Source organism: Glaciecola petra (genome assembly GCF_031846345.1).
Lineage (GTDB): Bacteria > Pseudomonadota > Gammaproteobacteria > Enterobacterales > Alteromonadaceae > Glaciecola > Glaciecola petra.
Genome location: NZ_JAVRHX010000001.1, coordinates 1,282,406 through 1,301,655 on the forward strand (window position 1 = coordinate 1,282,406; position 19,250 = coordinate 1,301,655).

15 protein-coding genes are annotated in these 19,250 nt (G+C 39.9%); 2 read left to right on the plus strand and 13 right to left on the minus strand.

All coding sequences use genetic code 11. From position 1 onward, the window contains the following. Positions 1–9: 9 nt before the first annotated feature. The 6 genes from fabG to yceD all read right to left on the minus strand — a co-directional run bounded on the left by fabG (position 10) and on the right by yceD (position 4,473). Positions 10–747, minus strand: a complete 738-nt coding sequence (fabG, locus tag RM552_RS05715; RefSeq protein WP_311367809.1) for a 3-oxoacyl-ACP reductase FabG — start codon at positions 745–747, stop codon at positions 10–12. Between the two features lie 29 nt (positions 748–776). Further along, positions 777–1,694 (minus strand): ACP S-malonyltransferase, encoded by a 918-nt coding sequence (fabD, locus tag RM552_RS05720; protein ID WP_311367810.1) that lies wholly within the window; start codon positions 1,692–1,694, stop codon positions 777–779. Between the two features lie 12 nt (positions 1,695–1,706). After that, positions 1,707–2,672 carry a beta-ketoacyl-ACP synthase III gene (locus tag RM552_RS05725; protein WP_311367811.1) on the minus strand — a complete coding sequence of 322 codons (966 nt, stop codon included), beginning with the start codon at positions 2,670–2,672 and terminating at the stop codon, positions 1,707–1,709. Continuing rightward, on the minus strand, positions 2,672–3,706 hold the full coding sequence (plsX, locus tag RM552_RS05730; RefSeq protein WP_432277195.1) for a phosphate acyltransferase PlsX: 1,035 nt from the start codon (positions 3,704–3,706) through the stop codon (positions 2,672–2,674). Before plsX ends, RM552_RS05725 begins: the two co-directional genes overlap by 1 nt. A gap of 65 nt (positions 3,707–3,771) precedes the next feature. Beyond that, on the minus strand, positions 3,772–3,942 hold the full coding sequence (gene rpmF, locus RM552_RS05735; protein ID WP_311367813.1) for a 50S ribosomal protein L32: 171 nt from the start codon (positions 3,940–3,942) through the stop codon (positions 3,772–3,774). A gap of 9 nt (positions 3,943–3,951) precedes the next feature. Further along, a complete protein-coding gene (gene yceD / locus RM552_RS05740) occupies positions 3,952–4,473 on the minus strand; it encodes a 23S rRNA accumulation protein YceD (protein WP_311368284.1) in 522 nt (173 codons plus the stop codon). A 149-nt stretch (positions 4,474–4,622) separates the two neighbouring features. Here yceD and RM552_RS05745 point away from each other — a divergent pair, with 149 nt between their 5' ends. Beyond that, positions 4,623–5,255 carry a Maf family protein gene (locus RM552_RS05745; RefSeq protein ID WP_311367814.1) on the plus strand — a complete coding sequence of 211 codons (633 nt, stop codon included), beginning with the start codon at positions 4,623–4,625 and terminating at the stop codon, positions 5,253–5,255. Between the two features lie 10 nt (positions 5,256–5,265). On the opposite strand, the gene RM552_RS05750 is transcribed toward RM552_RS05745, so the two are convergent. From RM552_RS05750 to RM552_RS05780, 7 genes are all read right to left on the minus strand, one after another. After that, positions 5,266–6,495, minus strand: a complete 1,230-nt coding sequence (locus RM552_RS05750; RefSeq protein WP_311367815.1) for a nucleoside recognition domain-containing protein — start codon at positions 6,493–6,495, stop codon at positions 5,266–5,268. Between the two features lie 520 nt (positions 6,496–7,015). Beyond that, positions 7,016–7,870 carry an acyl-CoA thioesterase gene (locus RM552_RS05755; RefSeq protein ID WP_311367816.1) on the minus strand — a complete coding sequence of 285 codons (855 nt, stop codon included), beginning with the start codon at positions 7,868–7,870 and terminating at the stop codon, positions 7,016–7,018. A 16-nt stretch (positions 7,871–7,886) separates the two neighbouring features. Beyond that, entirely contained in the window at positions 7,887–9,728 is a 1,842-nt protein-coding gene (locus tag RM552_RS05760) for a protein kinase domain-containing protein (RefSeq protein WP_311367817.1), read from the minus strand. A gap of 11 nt (positions 9,729–9,739) precedes the next feature. Next, positions 9,740–10,675: a 23S rRNA (adenine(2030)-N(6))-methyltransferase RlmJ gene (gene rlmJ, locus RM552_RS05765; RefSeq protein ID WP_311367818.1), complete on the minus strand. Its 936-nt coding sequence runs from the start codon at positions 10,673–10,675 to the stop codon at positions 9,740–9,742. A gap of 68 nt (positions 10,676–10,743) precedes the next feature. Then, the gene (locus RM552_RS05770; RefSeq protein ID WP_311367819.1) at positions 10,744–12,375 is read right to left on the minus strand and encodes a dihydrolipoyllysine-residue acetyltransferase; all 1,632 of its coding nucleotides are present in this window, start codon (positions 12,373–12,375) and stop codon (positions 10,744–10,746) included. A gap of 10 nt (positions 12,376–12,385) precedes the next feature. Continuing rightward, entirely contained in the window at positions 12,386–13,363 is a 978-nt protein-coding gene (locus RM552_RS05775; protein ID WP_311367820.1) for an alpha-ketoacid dehydrogenase subunit beta, read from the minus strand. Then, positions 13,363–14,565, minus strand: a complete 1,203-nt coding sequence (locus RM552_RS05780; RefSeq protein WP_311367821.1) for a thiamine pyrophosphate-dependent dehydrogenase E1 component subunit alpha — start codon at positions 14,563–14,565, stop codon at positions 13,363–13,365. Before RM552_RS05780 ends, RM552_RS05775 begins: the two co-directional genes overlap by 1 nt. Positions 14,566–14,985: 420 nt before the next feature. Between RM552_RS05780 and RM552_RS05785 the strand changes: the two genes are divergently transcribed. Further along, positions 14,986–19,248, plus strand: a complete 4,263-nt coding sequence (locus tag RM552_RS05785; RefSeq protein WP_311367822.1) for a S8 family serine peptidase — start codon at positions 14,986–14,988, stop codon at positions 19,246–19,248. The last annotated feature ends 2 nt before the right edge of the window (positions 19,249–19,250 follow it).

Sequence of the window (19,250 nt, forward strand, 5' to 3'; positions counted from 1 at the left end):
ATTATTGATTTAGCACATATACATGCCACCATTTACATGGATGGTTTCACCGGTGATATATGCAGCAGAATCTGAACATAAAAACAGCACCGTTGCTGCTACTTCTTCAGGATTGCCTAATCTGTTTGCCGGAATATCATTGAAAATCGCTGCTTTTTGATCATCTGTCAATGCGCGTGTCATATCCGTATCGATAAAACCTGGCGCGACCACATTAACAGTTATACCGCGAGACGCAATTTCGCGTGCCATGGACTTACTAAATCCAATTACAGCAGCTTTAGCAGCAGCATAATTTGCTTGGCCTGCATTTCCTGTTGAACCAACAACCGACCCAATAGATACTATTCTGCCAGATTTTTTCTTCATCATACCGCGCATAACAGCTTTTGATAATTTAAATACCGAGCTTAAGTTGGTATCTAGTATTGAGGACCATTCGTCATTTTTCATGCGCATCAATAAATTATCGCGTGTAATACCAGCATTATTTATCAGTATATCTATTGCGCCAAACTCTTCCACCATGCTTTTCAGACAAGCCTGCATAGCATCGTCTTCATTTACATTTAGGCAAAATCCTTTACCAGCACCTTCAAGGTATCCTGAGATAGCTTCTGCGCCTGCTTCGCTGGTTGCTGTTCCAAGTACCGTAGCACCTGCGGCAACTAATTGCTCCGCAATCGCTTTCCCTATTCCTCTGCTCGCCCCAGTAACCAAGGCAACTTTTCCCGTCAAATCAAACATGTTTTTTTCCATTTTTATTATCTATAGAATTAAAAATCTTGAGGCGTATTCATACTCTTTGCACTGAGAGATTTATCAATTCTTTTAATCAAGCCCGTCAATACTTTCCCAGGGCCAACTTCATAAATGTCGGTTACCCCCTCGCGTGCCAGCACTTGCACTGTTTTTGTCCATTGTACTGGCATGTATAGTTGTCGTACTAGTGCATCTTTAATAGCAGCAGGCACAGTGTTAATACTAACGTCCACATTATTAATAATTGGTATGATAGGTTCTGCAAATTGCACTGCACTTAATAGACTTTCTAATTTTTGACTAGCGCTTTTCATCAAAGAACAGTGCGAAGGCACACTCACTGCTAGCGGCAAAGCACGCTTAGCACCGGCTTCTTTGATTGCAATTGCGGCTAAATCAGTCGCTTGTTTAGCGCCAGCGATAACTATTTGTCCCGGACTATTATAATTGACTGGACTCACTACTAACTTCGTTTGTTCAGCAATTTGAGCACATATTTTTTCAACTTTGTCATCTTCTAAACCAATGATTGCATACATTGCACCGTCTCCAGGTGCTACTGCTAGCTGCATAAACTGTCCACGCGCCTCTACTAACTTCACACCCGCGTCTAAGCTTAATACACCAGCAGCCACTAAGGCAGTATATTCACCTAAGCTATGACCGGCTAAAAAGTCTGCTTTTATCTCTTTTTCTGAATTTAGTACTTTCCAGCAGGCGATACTTGCTGTAAGCAATGCCGGCTGGGTTATTTCGGTTTGTCCCAACTTTCCTGTTTCGTCATTTTGGACTACGTCCCATACATCATAGCCCAATGCATCTGATGCTTGCTCAAATGTTTCGCCAACCATACTAAAGTTTTGCGCTAGTTCAGCTAACATACCAGTCGATTGACTACCTTGACCAGGAAATACACAAGCGAGTTTACTCATATTTATACCTTATTAATATTTAACTAGTGCAGATGCCCAAGCAAATCCGCCACCAAACGCTTCAAGTAATAAATGTTGCCCACGTTTTATTCTGCCATCCCGGATAGCAGTATCTAGGGCTGTTGGAACGGTTGCAGCCGAAGTATTACCGTATTTTTCTAAGGTCATAACGACTTGGTCTAATGACATATCCAACTTTCGCGCAGTTGCTTTAATAATTCGGAAATTTGCTTGATGAGGTACCAACCAGTCTAAGTCCGACTTTGATAAATTATTAGCGTGCAAAGTTTGTTCAACAATTTCACTGAGTTTTGTGACCGCTACCTTAAATACTTCGTTGCCTTTCATTGAGCCCCAGTTTTCATGCACTGAAGCCTCATTACCTCTTGTTGGATTGCCGACTTGCAACAAATCACCGTAAGACCCAGCTGCATTTATATGCGTCGAAAGTATGCCTGGTTCATCACTTGCTTCAATAACAACAGCCCCTGCAGCATCACCAAACAAAATCACCATACTTCTGTCTGATGGGTTGATTAAACGGCTTAAACAATCACTACCAATGACTAAAATTCGTTGTGACATTCCGCTTTTAATGTATTGATCAGCAACACTAAGTGCGTAACAAAAACCTGCGCAAGCAGCGGCAACATCAAACGCTGGAATGTTGTCAACTTGCAATGCTTTTTGAATCTCGCAAGCTGTACTTGGTAACGCGTAACGTCCACTGGTAGTAGCACATATTATCATGTCAATATCATTCGCTTTTATACCAGCAGCTTCTAAAGCCAAATGACTAGCTTGCACACCCATGGTTGCGGCTGTTTCATTTTCACCAATGATACGTCTTTCTTTTATACCTGTGCGGTCAGTAATCCATTCATCAGATGTATCGACCATAATTTCTAGATCAGCGTTTGTTCGCACATCTTTCGGGTAGTAGCTGCCCGTCCCTGTTATTCGTGAATATTTTTGCATCAATGCTCCATCAATTCTTGTTCAATTTTTGCTTTTATTTTTGTTGGCACAGATTGCTTAACTTCCATAATTGCTTGTTCTACCGCAAAATAACAAGCCTCTGGAGAGGCATTCCCGTGACTCTTTACCACAATCGACCGCAATCCTAACAGACTCGCTCCATTATACTGGTCGGGGTTCATCCGTTGGTAAAGACTTTTGAACAATGGCATCGCTAATTTACTAAGCACACGCGAAAAAAACGATTGTGTACACACTGTTTTTATTTCATTACTTAAAAAGCTAGCAATTCCTTCACTGGCTTTAAGTGCTACGTTTCCGGTAAAACCATCTGTAACAACCACATCTGATTTCCCAGCAAAAATATCATCGCCTTCTACATAACCTATATAATTGATGGTGTCACTTGAACGAATGAGTAAATCTGCATGTTTTACTAATGAATGCCCTTTTATTTCTTCTTCCCCAACATTGAGTAGCGCCACTCTTGGTTGTTCAACTAATTGGCATTCTTGCATTAATATTGAGCCCATTAACGCGTATTGATATAAAGACTCGGCGTCGTAAGAAATTGATGCCCCTAAATCCAACAATAATACTCTACTGTTATTTTGAGTAGGAAGGAGTGTAGCTAGCGCTGGCCTAGTAATACCTGGAAGTGTTTTTAATACATAGTAGGCGGTCGCCATGAGCGCCCCAGTATTACCAGAGCTAACGCATGCATCAACTTCCTTACACTTGGTTAATTCAAGTGCTTTGCGCATGCTAGATTGCTTTTTAGAGCGGATCGCCATTGTTGGTTTGTCAGACATATTGACAATCTGCTCACATACCTCATATTTGACTCGATTGTTAGCAAGACATGAAGCAAACAGTTTTTTAGACTTATCATCACCGCAAAGTGTCAAATTAACTTTTGGGTGCTTTTGAAGAATGTTTTCGACAGCATATAAAAAAACATGGGGGCCGCGATCGCCCCCCATGATATCTATTGCTATATTGATGTCAGCTGATGTTTCAGCTACATGTTCTATAGGTAAGTCGTTTGAAGACAAGCTTATTTTCGACAAGCTATCTTAGAACATACTTAAGTCGATGCCTATTTAGCAACGACTTTTTCACCTTTGTAGAAACCATCGGCTGTCACGTGGTGACGACGATGAGTTTCGCCAGAAGTAGCATCAACAGAAAGTGTAGGTCCTGTCAATGAATCGTGAGAACGACGCGTGCCGCGTTTTGCTCTCGCTTTCTTACTTTTTTGTACCGCCATAGGTTACTCCTAATCTCGCTTAAGCTCTTTTAAAACCGCAAATGGGTTCTTTCGCTCTTGTTCCGGTTCGATTTCGCCAAATTGTAGGTCGTCAGCCTTGATTTCGCAATCCTCTTGCGCATGCAATGCGACAATTGGTAGGGCTAATATCAGTTCATCTTCCAACAATTCAAATAAATCAACTTCTCCGTGGTCATTGACCTCTACCGGCTCGTAAGCATCGGGTATAATGTCTAGATCTTGATTCCCCTGCACGGGAGCAAAACAAAATTCAGTATTAACTGAATGTTCAAAACACTTATTACACCGTTGACAAACAACAACGACATTTGCTTTCGCATTCCCTTTAAAATAAGTAAGACTCTGCGCGTCTTTTGAAAACTCAACTTCTATTAGGATGTCACCGTTAATGGATTCCACCGCCTCATTAAATCTATGCATGTCTTGTGCTAAATATTTACCAACATAACTTGATAATTTTTGTGCACTTTTGTACGGATCTAATTTTTTTGGTAGTTTCACATTTGCCATAGCGCGCGGATTGTATAGATTAACACTCAATTAGTCAAAGCTTTTTCTGTATCTAAGCCATTGCCTATTTGCTAGTATCTTATGTGTTGTTCGAAAAACAGTATTTTGTTGCCATTGAGTGCTATTTAGGAGTGTAACTTAGGAGTATTATGACCGTATCCATTATATTGGCATCGTCGTCGCGATACAGAGCGGCGCTATTGTCTAAAATACTATTGCCAAGCGAGCAACTTAAAGAGGATGCATTTATACAAATTGCACCTAACATAGATGAACGCACACAAGCTGGAGAAACACCGCAATCCTTGGTGATGCGCTTAAGTGTAGAAAAAGCAAAAACTGTACAAAAAAATAATCACAAGGCTATTGTCATTGCTTCTGACCAAGTCGCGTGTTCACCCTCAGGTGAGATTATAGGCAAACCACTAACTGTTAAAAATGCCATCTCACAACTAAGATCATTTAGTGGTAAAAAAGTCAGTTTTTATACTGGACTAAGTGTTGTATATGCCGACAGCGTAAATGTATCAACACGCATTCAGACCCATTTGGCTGTCACGCATGTTTATTTTAGGACCTTACAAAGTAAACAAATTGAATATTATGTTAGACAAGAAAACCCTCTTGATTGTGCGGGTGGTTTTAAATCAGAAGGCTTGGGCATTAGCTTGTTTGAGCGCATTGAAAGCGAAGACCCAAATTCGCTCGTAGGTCTTCCGCTTATACAACTATGCGGTATGCTGAGTAACATTGGTTTTGATGTGCTTTCCCCTAGCTCTTAAAGTAGATTTGTTAACCAAAAAACCAATAAGAGACTAAAATAGCAGCAAATATACCTGCAAAATCAGCGGCTAAACAACAACCTACCGCATATCTGCTATGTTTTATGCCTACCGCTCCTAAATACACAGCTAAGACATAAAAAGTAGTCTCTGTTGACCCTTGCAAGACAGAAGCTAAACGCCCCGCAAATGAATCCGCGCCATGAAACTGCATTGTTTCGATCATCAATGCTCGTGCACCAGAACCACTTAAAGGTTTCATAATGGCGGTTGGTAAGCCATCAACGAAGCGCGTATCAAAGCCCATAAACGCAAACAAATGTGAAATTTGCACAGTGACTAAGTCTAAAACGCCACTTGCTCGTAACATGCCAATAGCAAAAAGCATCGCCAGTAGATATGGAATTATTGAAATAGCAACTTCAAAGCCTTGTTTTGCCCCATCTACAAATTGCTCGTATGTATTTTGTCCCTTGCGCCACCCTATAACTAACACGGCAACGATAAAGGTTAATAGAGCAAAGTTAGCTATCAAAGCAGATTGTGCAGACAATTGCTCTGCTGCAAGTGTGGAAAAATATAGAATCACGGCCGCCAAAAAGCTAAAAATAGCGACTAGATACAAAAGTACAACTTTGTTAAAAAGATTAATTTTCTGTACCGTACATGTCACAAACAAACCCGCTAAGGTAGAAGCGCTGGTCGCCAATAAAATTGGAATAAATACATCTGTAGGTTCAGCTGCACCTTGTTCCGCCCTGTACAAAAACACTGCTATAGGGAAAAGTGTAACGGATGACGTATTGAGTACTAAAAATAAAATTTGACTATTAGTAAGTGTATCTTTGATGGGCGCTAAGGTTTGCATGTCTTGCATAGCCTTGATACCAAATGGTGTGGCGGCGTTATCTAAACCTAAAATATTGGCCGACATATTCATGGTTATGCTGCCTAAAGCAGGATGATCACGGGGAATATCAGGCATTATCCGACACAAAAATGGCGCAAGTAAACGAGAAAACTTACTAATCAGACCCGAATGTTCTGCTACTTTAAAGATACCCAACCAAAAGGCTAATAAACCAATTAACCCTAACGCGATATCAACACTCGTGCGAGCCATACTGGTCACTGCATTCATAACTTGTTGAAAACTGCCTAAATCACCGGTCACAAATACGTTGTAGCACGTTGCTACAAATGCAGACACAATAAAAGCTAACCAAATCTTATGTAACATAAAAACCTAATCTGTATAGTTTAACAATCTTAGAACACTATGTTTTCTAAGCACGTAGTCTATTCCTTTATTTAGCCCAGACTATATTTTGATCTATCAGGTGTAGCATAGACTATGTCGAATTATTTTGTTAATAAAACGCTTTAGAAACATTTACCGTCCTTAAAACAAATTATCCCAATTAATCGACAATGTAAATCTATGTGACTGAAATATATAGACATCATTTAACATTTTCATCATGCTCGTGATCCCAAACTAAAATGACCATAAAAATTAATAAAAATCACGTTAACATTATCTATTTTTTAAGCTATCATTAATGTCCGGCTTTAGTTAGTCATTTGCTTATACATACATCCACCAATTGCAAATATGCTTTTGTGGCGGTGGCGAGCAAAACATATAGAACGTGATATGTAGAAGTAATATCACGTGAAACAGTTAGCGCAAGGCTCTTAAATGAGCCACCCCTAAGCCTGGAACGTTATGTTCCGGGCCTTTTTAATTCTCCGCTATATCATTTTATTTGTCGCAACAATCCCTCTTGTACTGATGAAGCCACTAGCTTTCCATGCTTATTAAATATTTTGCCTTGTACTAGTGCGCGACCATTACCACTAAAGGGACTTTCCATTTCATACATTAACCAATCATCAAATTTAAACTCAGCATGAAACCACATGGCGTGATCAATTGTGGCTAATCGTAACGACTTATCTTGTGCCGACAGGCCATGTGCTTGCAAAGCCGTACTTAAAAAATGATAGTCAGACGCATAAGACAAGGATGCTTGATTAAGTGCAGTGTCTTGGGGTAATGAATCAGTCCCTTTTAACCATAACTGCCTTTTTGGTTCTCGTTTTTCAGCATTGAAGGCGTGTGAATGATTAACCGAACGGATGTCAATTGGCCTGTGAAAAGGCAAGGCTGCTTGCATACGGCTAGATAATTGTTCAAAGTGTGTATCATAAAACCGGATGTCTTTATCAATTGAATCAGGCGGAGGCATATCAGGAACATCAACAAATTGATGTGTCAGTCCTTCTTCTGGCAATTGAAAGGATGCAGTCATGTAAAATATTGTCCTTCCCTTTTGAATAGCTTTTACACGCCGAGCAGAAAAACTTCTACCATCTCGTACATTTTCAACCTCGTATACGACGGGTAAACTGGCATCGCCCGGCAACAAAAAATAACTATGAAAAGAATGTATTTTCCTATTATCAGGAACGCTTTTATATGCAGCCATAACCGATTGACCTAGCACTTGCCCACCATATAAGGCTCTATATCCCAAGTCCCAACTTTTGCCTCTGTATAGACCAATTTCTATTTCATCTAATTCAAATAAATTCTCTAAATTTGCAAGCAAACGTTAATACTCCATTTTATGTAGGGTTGGTTGAATTTTGATACGGATTCCTAGGGGCAAAGCGGTCAGGTAAAGCCGCTTGAAAATCAAAAAACCTCGTATCTTTATAAGGGAGCTTCATAAAACCAGAAATGCCAAGCCCATCTATCAAATCGATAAATTGCAGAAGCTCTTGTAATAAGCTGTTAAAGATTTTTTGCTTAGAATGGTCTAATAAAGTGTAATAATTATGAATTTTTAAGTGTGTCGGCAGCGCTTCAAAGATAATACACCCTGTATGATGGATTGCATTCAATTGATGAATTCGGGATAAAATAGGTTCTGGCAACTTAAGTAATTCGTCGGGATCTTCTCCATCCTCAAAATAAGAGTGCATTCTCGATTCGTCTTCAACAATCGATACCTTGCTCATTTCATAGGGAATTGACAAGGGTACTTGAGCAATAAACTTTTCGTTTTCGTTCTTCCTTTCGACATGTAGGGTATTCTTTGCATTGAACATACAAGATTTAAAAACACCTGAGCCTGGAATTGCCCGAGCAAGCGTGATCATGTTGTCTACACTACGATCAAAGGAGTGCTGAAGTTCAGGATTATACAGTTTCAAAGAGGAATCGACGTATATACCATTATCTTGCCATTTTATAGCTAAACCTCCGACAACAGGGTATTTGCCTAAACGACTCACTGCAGAAATAAATGCTTTTTCATTTTCTCCCATGCCCTGTAAGTAGTTTTTATAATAACGCTCAAATTGAGCATCATCTAAATAATGCAAATTACTTTCGTCAAATCCGTATTGTCCCCGTAAAAATGACTTTCTTGAACTATATACAACCGTCTCAATATCTTTAATTTCTTGATTGATCCAAGTGGGAAGTAAACAAATTTGTTCTTTAATATTATCTGTTTGAACGACAATGCGAGAAAGGTGTTGATAATTAGCAAACATATAATCACCCCCACGCCGCCTTGTTTCGTCGTCATCACTCATCATTGCTTCTAAACAATCGGCCAGTTGCTTGGGCAGACCTAAGCTGCTAGGCGTAATAATCTTTCTACCAAATCTTGATGATTGACCTGATGCTAGTGCGTAAATAGTGCTCGCTAATCCTTGTTCGTCAAAGCGAGGAGAAGATAACTTTCCATTAAGTTGATCATTACCTATAAAATAAACATCGCCTAATCGTGCATTAGTTTCTTGTAAATCACCCGACATAAGATCCATGACGTTTGAACCAATATATTGCCCATTTTCGTCAACTTGTGCGAACACACTTGAACCCCAGTCGATCAGCATAATGGATTCGTTTGTTGCATCCCAAACTAAATTAGAGGGTTTGATATCGCCATGTACAATTGGTTTTCTTTCACCATCACTTTTAAATTGCCTCAATTTTATCAATACTTCACACAGCATCTGTATGATTTTTATAATACTTTTAATCGGTAATGGGCCGTGCCGTAACGAAAACTGTTCTAAATCGACCCCAGGCGCTCGTGCCATCGCCAAAATAGACTGTCTTTTAATTTTTTGAAATGCAATCACTTCTGGAATAAGGTTATGGACCAATTTTCCTTGCATGTATGCTTCGTCTTCTAGGCGATCTTGTATATGTTGTGGCAATGTGATTTTAGAAAATTTGAAGACTCGCTCTTCTCCTAAACCCGATATACCTGCAAATGCGAACCCAAAGGCTCCTTTCCCTATTAATTCAACCTGCTTATAACCTAATTTATTAAGTTGTTTTTTACATAAAGCAAACCAATCTTTAATTTTTTTAGCATCTTGATGAGACAACAAATATAAAGACTGATCATCCGGAATATAAAAGTGTTTGAGCGACTTTTCATTCATATCTAACAAATTTATGCAGACCGCAACAATGTGTTAAGTTCAGAATAACCCTGATTTGATTCTGGAAGTTGTGCATTTAAGAAAGACAAGACTTCAGTTAACACTTCCTCTATTTGCCAAGGCGGGTTGATAAGTGCAATACCTGAACCATACATGCCGTTAAAATCACGTTTGTCCTGCCAAATAAAACGACAATCAATTAGACCATTCATTTGTAATCCAGCTATTCGTTCGACCATTTTTTCACTAAGTCCTGATTTGGGATTGCGAAGCAATTGACCACTTCTTTTATCTTTCCTGTGCTCAGATAATAATGGGTACCATATGGCAAAAATACCTATAGGCCATTTCTTAATAGTATTGTTTACGACCTCATAGACATTATCATATTCGTAACTATCCTCATATGGAGGGTCGATAAGAATACCGCCACGCATTGGTTGGGGCGCTTTTGGTGGTAGCAGCGCATTAATGAATTCATAGGCGTCACGCTGATGAACATGTATACCACTGCCACGCATCCGCCTTTTTAATTTTTTGTATGCATCATTATGCAATTCGTTAACATGAATCGAGTTTCCAGCGCAACATAGATCTTTTAAAATAACCGAAGAGCCTGGGTAAACGGGATTGTTGCCCTGCTGGGTAGAATAGTCGTTCAATAAGTGTTCATAATCATTAAATACACTATTATTTAGCATCGTAAATTCATTTTGCGTGTTACTTTGCGTGTTTTTTAATGAAAAATCTAAGTGCCGCGCAAAGGCCTCATCAAAACGATTATCTTCGTTTGTATTTAGTAAATACTCGCCCTCTCCAGCATGTGAGTCAGCAAAGAAAAACGGTCTGCTTTTTTGTTTAAATTTATTAATAAGGGCTATTAAGCACAAATGCTTGAATACATCGGCATGATTGCCTGCATGGAATTGATGCTGATAACTAAGCATATATTACATCTCCAACACAAAACAGTTTACAACATCCCTTGTGTTCTATTTTTGATAGTAAATATTGGTTAACGTAAATGTACCAGCATTTTTTCGGGATTGCTTAAATAATCTAACCAAAGATTGTTAAATTTAACCATTGTCGCGCCGTCAATGACACGGTGGTCACCTGACCAATTAACGCTCATTATATTAGAGGCAAAAACATTATCAGAAGAGTCGAAACGAGGTAGTTTCTGTATTTTGCCTAGTGCAACAATAGCGACTTCAGGTTTATTGATGACAGGTGTCGCGGTTATTCCCCCGAGGGCACCAATATTAGATACACTAATCGAACCGCCACTTAAATCTTTGTTACTTAATTTTCCTAATCTTGCTAAATCTATCAAGCGATTAAGTTCTACCGTTATTTGATACAAGCTTAAATTTTGAACATTTTTTATATTGGGCACTAATAGCCCAATTTTAGAATCGACCGCTAGTCCTATATTATGCGCAGATAAATAGGTTAATTCCGTCGCTTCAGTATTGAGTTGACTATTAAGGATAGGATATTCATGTAAAGCAAGTGAAAGTGCTTTAATAAAAAATGGCATGAAACTGAGTGATAGCCCTTCTTTTTCAAACTCTGGTTTAAGCAAGGAGCGTAACGCTATGAGTTTGTCCATACATAGTTCATCAGACACAGTAAAATGCGGAATTGTACTAACACTAGCAATCATTTGCTTTGCCATTGCCGCTTGTATACCTTTTAGTGGCATGACTCTATCAACAACTTTAGTCACACTTGGCGAATTTTCGACAGTGTTAGCATCTCTTATAAAGGTTTCATCTTTTTGGGCGTCCGTTGACCGTGCATCTGTTTTATTTGCATATAACAGCACGTCTTGCTTCAATACACGTTGTTTGGGGCCGCTTGCCTTAATCTTAGACAGCGCTATGTTCATTTCACGTGCCAAACGCCTGACAGCTGGACTCGCGATATTCTTACTACCGGCATGGGGAGGATCAAAATTTTCACCTTGTGAGTAGTGGTTTGATGGCATTACTTCAGTTTCTGTCTCGTATTTTAGCTTATCTGACTCAATTGCAACTGTGGCGGTTTTTACGTCTGCAGAATTATGTTGATTTACATCAGAATTACTCAAATTATCTATATACTGGTCAAACAAAGGGGTATGTACTTTAGCAATGTCTCCTTTTTGATAATGAATTTTTACGATTTTCCCATTGTGTTTTGCTGGAATTTCAACAACTGCTTTATCAGTCATGACCTCAACAACTACTTGGTCTTCGGCAACGTTATCACCCTCTTGAATATGCCATTGCATAATTTCACATTCAACGATACCTTCACCAATATCGGGTAAAATAAATGCTTCGATTGCACTAGGTATGTTCGATTGCACTTTTTCACTTTTTTTTGTCAGTGCTTTTGCCTCATTTTTCATGTGATTGTCTGAATCGATACTCTGCATAGAAAATAGGGGCTGATGTACTTTTGCAATATCACCCTCTTTATAATGCAGTTTCCCAACAACGCCATTGTGCATAGCTGGTATCTCTACCGTTGCTTTGTCTGTCATGACTTCCGCTACAGGCTGATCTTCTACAATTTCTTCGCCTTCTTTTACCAACCATTTTAATAGCTCGCATTCAACAATGCCTTCACCAATATCAGGTAGAATAAAATCACTCATTTTGCCAACCTCAATAGTCTAATGTACGTTTAATAGCTTCGTACGTTTTCAAGTGATCTGGCATGTACTCTTTTTCATGTGCCAGCGGATAAGGTGTATCAAGACCACATACTCTAGCAATAGGTGCTTCGAGATATAAAAAGCATTCTTGTTGCACAGTTGCAGCTATTTCACTTGCAAAGCCGCTTGTCAGTGGTGCTTCATGATTTATTAACAATCTACCTGTTTTATAAACCGATTGGCATACAGCTTCTGCGTCCCATGGCAATATACTTTGTAAATCGATAATTTCGCAGGAGATCCCGTCTTTTGAAGCCATTTCAGCGGCCTTTTCAATGATTTCTACCTGAGCTCCCCACGCTAACAAGGTAATATCAGTGCCTTTTTTTACGAAATCAGCCTTGCCTAAAGGCAATTCATAGCCAGTTTCAGGTACTTCGCCAACCGATGCCCGATAGATTTTTTTAGGCTCCATAAACAACACTGGATTATCATCTTTAATACTTGCCAATAATAAGCCTTTTGCTTGATATGGATTACGTGGGATGACAATTTTCATCCCCGGGATATGAGCAAAAAACGCTTCAGGAGACTGGGAATGATAGTGTCCACCTGCAATGCCCCCTCCATAGGGCGTTCGGATAGTTAAGGTACCACAACTAAATTGCCCCCCTGATCGATATCGGAACTTTGCTGTTTCGTTTACTATTTGATCAAAAGCCGGAAAGATATAATCACCAAACTGAATTTCTGCAACGGCGATAGCACCTTGCGAAGCTAAGCCATTGGCAAATCCAATAATGCCTTGCTCAGTAAGCGGGGTATTAAAGCATCTAGCTTTACCAAACTTATGTTGTAAGTTAGAAGTGGCCCTGAAAACACCGCCAAAATGACCAACATCTTCTCCAAATACCATGACACGTTCATCTTCTTCCATAACAGTAATGAGTGCATTATTAATTGCTTGCAGGAGATTCATTTTTACCATTACTTTATTCTCCCCGATGTTTTAGGGTAGTGTTGAGGATACTTTTGGATATGGGTTTTTAGTTCAGTTAATTGCTTTTGCAAGTGCCAAGGAGGGGTATCGTAAACATCTTCGATAATATCTTCGATTGGATTAATGGCTACTTTTTCGGCCCGTTTCAAAGAACTCAATATTTGTTCTCGAGTATCTTCTTTAAATTTATCGAGAGCAGCTTGGTCTAACCACCCTTTTGCATCTAACCATTTTGCAAACCTTAAAATAGGGTCTTTTAGTTGCCACTTAGCTTCTTCGTCTTTGCTACGATAACCGCTCGGATCATCAGACGTTGAATGTGCAGCAAGCCTATAGGTCATTGCTTCAATTAAAACTGGACAATTTTCGGCAAGCGCTATTTCTCTAGCATGTTGAGTCGCAGCATATACTGCTATTACATCGTTACCATCCACTCTGATCGTACGCACACCATAACCAATGCCTCTTGACGCAATGCCATCTCCCGCAAATTGTTCCTCAGCGGGAGTAGATATTGCATAACCATTATTGCGACAAAAGAAAATGACAGGACAGTTCAATACAGCAGCCATGTTAAGACCCGCATGAAAATCTCCTTCACTTGCGGCGCCTTCACCAAAATAACACATTGTAATTGCCTGTTTACCGGCCATTTTCTGACCATAGGCATAACCAGAAGCTTGAGGTATTTGTGTTCCTAATGGAGATGAAATAGTCATGAAGTTTAACGCTTTATCGCCATAATGAATCGGCATTTGGCGGCCTTTGTTGGGATCCAGTTCATTGCTAAACATTTGGTCCATGAACTGGTCAGTTGTATAACCACGATACACTAAGGCACCTTGTTCGCGGTATTGTGACATAATCATATCAAGTTCACTAAGGGCCGCAGCTGACGCTACAGTCGCTGCTTCTTCCCCTCTACTTGCCAAGTAAAAACTTATCCTTCCTTGTCTTTGCGAACCAATCATTCGATCATCAAGAAGACGCGTGTACTCCATACTATAATGAATGTTAACCGCTGTTTTTTTATCTAGCTTTAGCGCATAATTTTTGTCAGTTTGTATCCCATCCTCGTCAAGTAATTGCAGCATGGGAATATCAATAAGTCCGTTATCGATAATATTGACCGTATTTGTCATTTTTATACCTGACAAATGGTTTCTGTCTTTAACTAATTTATCTGTCATATTAGATACTCAAACTAAATCGATAAGATAAGTTATATTAGTCAAGCATTAGCTTTGCTGCTTTGCTATTTAAATTTATATCGTTGCGGTATTAGGATAATTCGTCTAATTATGATTTTTTAGTAGGATGCATATAACATGTGTAACAAATTTGTATCTATAAATGTACGATTTTATAAACCTTTACATTACATTGTGTACACATTCGCGATTCCCTGTTAAAACTCTGGTATACATATGGAGAATATAAGTATTCAATATATGCAACATTCTTATGAAAATGTCGTCTTAGTAAGTGATAAAAGTACGTAATAAAATTAATTACTACCGTAAATGTTATAAAATTATCATTGATTGTTTTACATTATGGTCGTTAACAATATAGCAAAACATATGCGCTATCAGATTGTGGAGAAATAAATGAAATTAGTTGCTGCAGCGGTCATCACCGCTCTTTATGGTTCAAATTTGGTTGTTGCTAAATCTGAGCAAATTAGCAAAAAGGTTGATGGCGAATTAAATCCACCGCTAAGCGAGTTTGTACCAGCAATAAACAAAGAAGAACAAGCAACAGTAGATCAAAGACGAAATAAAAGAAGTCCAGAACTAGTTAAATTTACACTCAATAGTGATAAAAAATCTCTAAGTTCGCCTAATAAATTTACCTTTGAAGCAGGTTTAGGTGACGCAAAATATACGTATATTGTAGAACTAAACGAGCAAGCTCTAGCCCAAAATACTGAATCACTACGTATTTTAAATCTTCGGCACGGACATGACCAAGATATCGATACTCGTTTTACTGACTCAACACCTGCATTAAACCAACACAGACAAAAAATCCGCAAACAAAAAACCAGTTTTTATGCTGACGCGGAAAAAGTACTCGGAAAAGTAGATCCCCTCGCTAGTTTTGAGTACGCGCTAAATGGCTTAGCTCTAAAACTTACACAAAACGAAGCTCAGCAATTGGCCAATTTGACTCAAGTTAAAAGTATTACACGAGAACAAACATTTAGGCTAAATACTGACAGAGGGCCAACCCTCGTAGGCGCTCCTGCCGTGTGGGATGGTAGCGCGCTGGCCAACATTGCTCCAAGTCAAGGCGAAGGAATCATTGTTGGTATCATTGATTCTGGGATAAATACTGACCACCCGTCTTTTGCGGAACAAGCCGCTGATGGTTATGTGCACACTAACCCTTTGGGTAATGGAGTATTTATTGGTGATTGCGCGAACGGCTTTCCAGAACTTTGTAATAACAAATTAATCGGGGTAAGAAGCTACTCTAGGATCACCGACGATTACTCGGATACCGATGTTTTCCCGCCTAATTTACCTCGTAATGGTGAAGATTATGGTGGTCATGGGAGCCATGTAGCGTCTACTGCCGCTGGAAACGTGTTATTAAATGTTGCTGAAGTTACACCTGAGTTTGGTGAGCAAGAAAGTGCTGGTGTACCGACCGGATTTTCATTTCCTCAAATATCAGGCGTAGCGCCCAGAGCAAATATTATTTCTTATCAAGTGTGTTACGGTGGTCGCACTGACGCAGGTGATACCTATGGCGATTGCCCTGGTGCTGCGATTATTCAAGGAATAGAAGATGCCATTCGTGATCAGGTCGATATCATTAACTTTTCTATCAGTGGCGGTGGAAACCCTTGGAATAGTAATACTGAACAAGCATTCTTATCTGCTCGTAATGCGGGTATATTTGTTGCTACGTCAGCAGGGAATAGTGGCCCAAATCCTGGTTCAACAGTAAAAAATGCTCCTTGGTATACAAGTGTAGCAGCGGCTGAGCATGGGCGAGAAAATGTCTTTGCCAAAGAAATTAATAGTTTTTCAGGTGGAAGCAGCAGCCTATCGGCTATTACGGGACAAAGTAATACTGGCAATATAAGTGCTCCAATCGTATATGCGGGTGACTTTACTAATCCTAACGATCCCAATGGCGACCCTGCTCAATGCCTACAAGCATTTCCAGCTGGCACCTTTAATGGACAAATAGTCGTTTGTGATCGAGGTGAAATTGCGCGTATCGCAAAAGCCGAAAATGTCCGTGATGGAGGAGCTGGTGGTTATGTTTTAGCTAATGTCGACGGCGGTGATACATTTTTAGCCAATGACCAATATGTGGTGCCAGGCATTCATATTAACGCTGAAAACGGTAATCGTTTAAAATCATGGTTAGATTCTGGCAGTAACCACAGAGCCACAATTACAACCGGAAATGCTACTCAAGTTGTTGACGAAAGCCGTGTAGATGTACTTGCTAATTTTTCATCAAGAGGACCAAATGAAACCAATAGTACTTTGGCGCCTACTTTAACCGGTCCGGGAGTCGATATTTATGCCGCTTATGCTGACCAACAATTTGGGCATGATGGACATGAACCGGCAGCCAGTGATTTTAATTTTTTATCTGGCACTTCAATGTCTAGCCCACATGTCGCAGGCTCTGCGGCATTAATAAAGTCAGTCCATCCCAGCTGGTCACCCGATGAAATCAGGTCAGCGTTATCTCTCACCGCGACATCTACAGTACAAACAGATGTTGGAACCGACCCAGAAAATGGAGATTTTTTTGATAAAGGAGCAGGACGAATAAATGTAGATCTCGCGGTTGCGTCAGGTTTAGTGATGTCTGAATCAGGCACTAATTATACGCGTGCTAACCCTGCAATAGGCGGCGACCCTAGATCCTTAAATATACCATCAATAACGGACGATGAATGTGCCGGCACTTGCACATGGACAAGAACCTTCACGGCAACAACAGATGCTACTTGGACTGCCAGCACAGCAATTATAACCAATGGTTTGGCCATTAATATTAGTCCTAGTTCTTTCACGCTAAACGAAGGCCAAACTCAAACCGTTAGTTTTGAGATTGAGAGTGCTCGAGCCCCTAAAACTGAGTATTCGTTTGCTAGCGTGAGTTTTTCTTCACCTGGATTACCTGACGCAACACTGCCCATTAGTGTATTTGCATCTATTGGTGATATTCCATTAGCCTTAGAATTTGATAGTAGTCGGCAAATTGATTCTCTATTACAAGCAGATATAGAAGCAATCAATCTTCCCAATTTTTTTGTTAGCGGATACATGCCAGTAAAAGCAACGGTGGTTGATGGTCAAGTCAGCGAAGATTCTGACAATAGTGACTTGTTCGATAATTTAAATGATGGCGTGCAGATTACCACGATACAGGTACCTAGCAATGCTGTCAGACTCGTTACCGAAATAAAGAGTTCTACCGCGCCTGATTTAGACCTATTTTTAATTTATGATGCCAATAGCGACGGTGTGGCTTCTCGCTCGGAAGTAATAGGTGAAAGCCTGTCGAGTGATTCAACTGAAGAAGTATCTTTAAATTTCCCAGACGCCGGTACTTATTTTATCGCAGTCCAAAGTTTTACTGGATCAAGCGCTACTTCAGATAGCTACGACATGCGCTACGCAGTAGTAGAAAATACACTTAGTGAGGATGAGCTTGTTGCTATAGCGCCAACCTCAATTGATGCCGATACCCCTTTTGATTTAAGAGTTATTCATAACTTACCCGATTCAACATCTGGGGACGATTATTATGGTGCAATTGCCATGGGCACCGCGAGTGGACTCGACGATTTGGGGGTCATCACTGTAGATATTAACCGTAAAGATGACGATGTATTCTTAACAGGTGCCGCCCAACGATTAGTAGAAGCTGGCGATACAGCTTCTCTGGCTGTCAACGTAGGACCCAACACAACGAGCGAAGCAAGAAATTACCGGATCATTGTTCCCTTACCAGTGGGAACTGATTTTGGTAATTTTAGTGCTGCATTTAACGGACAAATTATCAATAATGAACTTGTTTGGGAAGTTAACAAGGCACCACAAGAATCAAGCACAGACATACTTAGTTTTGACTTAACGATGTTAGCGGGTGCAAATCCTGGCCCCGTTCCCGTCGTTGCGCAGAGTGAATTAGTCAATCAAACTTTTTCAGAGTTAGAGAATTCTCAACCTTTTGAACAAGTGCAGATTGAAGGCGCACCAGAGTTGTCTTTTAATGGGAATGATTCGATTACTTTAAATGTTGTAGAAACGCAATTATTGACGATTCCTTTGAGCATAAATGAACCAAATGGCGACAATACTACCGTTGTATGGACACAAACTATGGGCCCTGCAGCAAGCATTATAGAAGCAAACGGGAGCTTTCAATTAACTGCACCTAATGTCGAAGCGGATGCGGTTTTAAACTATGATGTGGTGGTGACTGATAGTAATAACAATGCTAGCTCGGCCTCAATAACCGTGAATGTTGATAATAATGCGGAACCGGTTATATCCAGTATTGATGCACCAACAAGTGCCAATGGTGGCCAACGTATTACGCTAACGATTAATGTAACCGACCCCGAAAATGATAATCTGACAATAACGGTGAATGGTGAAACAATTACCGGCAACACTTTCAGCACCACAACCCCTACAACAGGCAGTAGTGTAAGTTATCAGGTTTTAGTGAGTGACGGTATTAGCACTGTTTCACAGACAGTCAGTGTCAACTTAACTCAAACACAGGTAAGCAATCCGCCAGCGAGTAGTGGAGGTGGTGGTGGCACAGCGCCAATATTGACAGCACTATTACTGCCATTGATTTTTATCAGAAGGTATTTTCGCTGAAT

Excerpts from the sequence above, each read along its gene's own strand:
- rpmF (WP_311367813.1), bottom strand. The coding sequence starts at position 3,942 with ATGGCGGTACAAAAAAGTAAGAAAGCGAGAGCAAAACGCGGCACGCGT.
- rlmJ (WP_311367818.1), bottom strand. The coding sequence starts at position 10,675 with ATGCTTAGTTATCAGCATCAATTCCATGCAGGCAATCATGCCGATGTA.
- yceD (WP_311368284.1), bottom strand. The coding sequence starts at position 4,473 with ATGGCAAATGTGAAACTACCAAAAAAATTAGATCCGTACAAAAGTGCA.
- RM552_RS05750 (WP_311367815.1), bottom strand. The coding sequence starts at position 6,495 with ATGTTACATAAGATTTGGTTAGCTTTTATTGTGTCTGCATTTGTAGCA.
- fabG (WP_311367809.1), bottom strand. The coding sequence starts at position 747 with ATGTTTGATTTGACGGGAAAAGTTGCCTTGGTTACTGGGGCGAGCAGA.
- fabD (WP_311367810.1), bottom strand. The coding sequence starts at position 1,694 with ATGAGTAAACTCGCTTGTGTATTTCCTGGTCAAGGTAGTCAATCGACT.
- RM552_RS05745 (WP_311367814.1), top strand. The coding sequence starts at position 4,623 with ATGACCGTATCCATTATATTGGCATCGTCGTCGCGATACAGAGCGGCG.
- RM552_RS05785 (WP_311367822.1), top strand. The coding sequence starts at position 14,986 with ATGAAATTAGTTGCTGCAGCGGTCATCACCGCTCTTTATGGTTCAAAT.
- RM552_RS05760 (WP_311367817.1), bottom strand. The coding sequence starts at position 9,728 with ATGAATGAAAAGTCGCTCAAACACTTTTATATTCCGGATGATCAGTCT.
- RM552_RS05780 (WP_311367821.1), bottom strand. The coding sequence starts at position 14,565 with ATGACAGATAAATTAGTTAAAGACAGAAACCATTTGTCAGGTATAAAA.
- RM552_RS05725 (WP_311367811.1), bottom strand. The coding sequence starts at position 2,672 with ATGCAAAAATATTCACGAATAACAGGGACGGGCAGCTACTACCCGAAA.
- RM552_RS05770 (WP_311367819.1), bottom strand. The coding sequence starts at position 12,375 with ATGAGTGATTTTATTCTACCTGATATTGGTGAAGGCATTGTTGAATGC.
- RM552_RS05775 (WP_311367820.1), bottom strand. The coding sequence starts at position 13,363 with ATGGTAAAAATGAATCTCCTGCAAGCAATTAATAATGCACTCATTACT.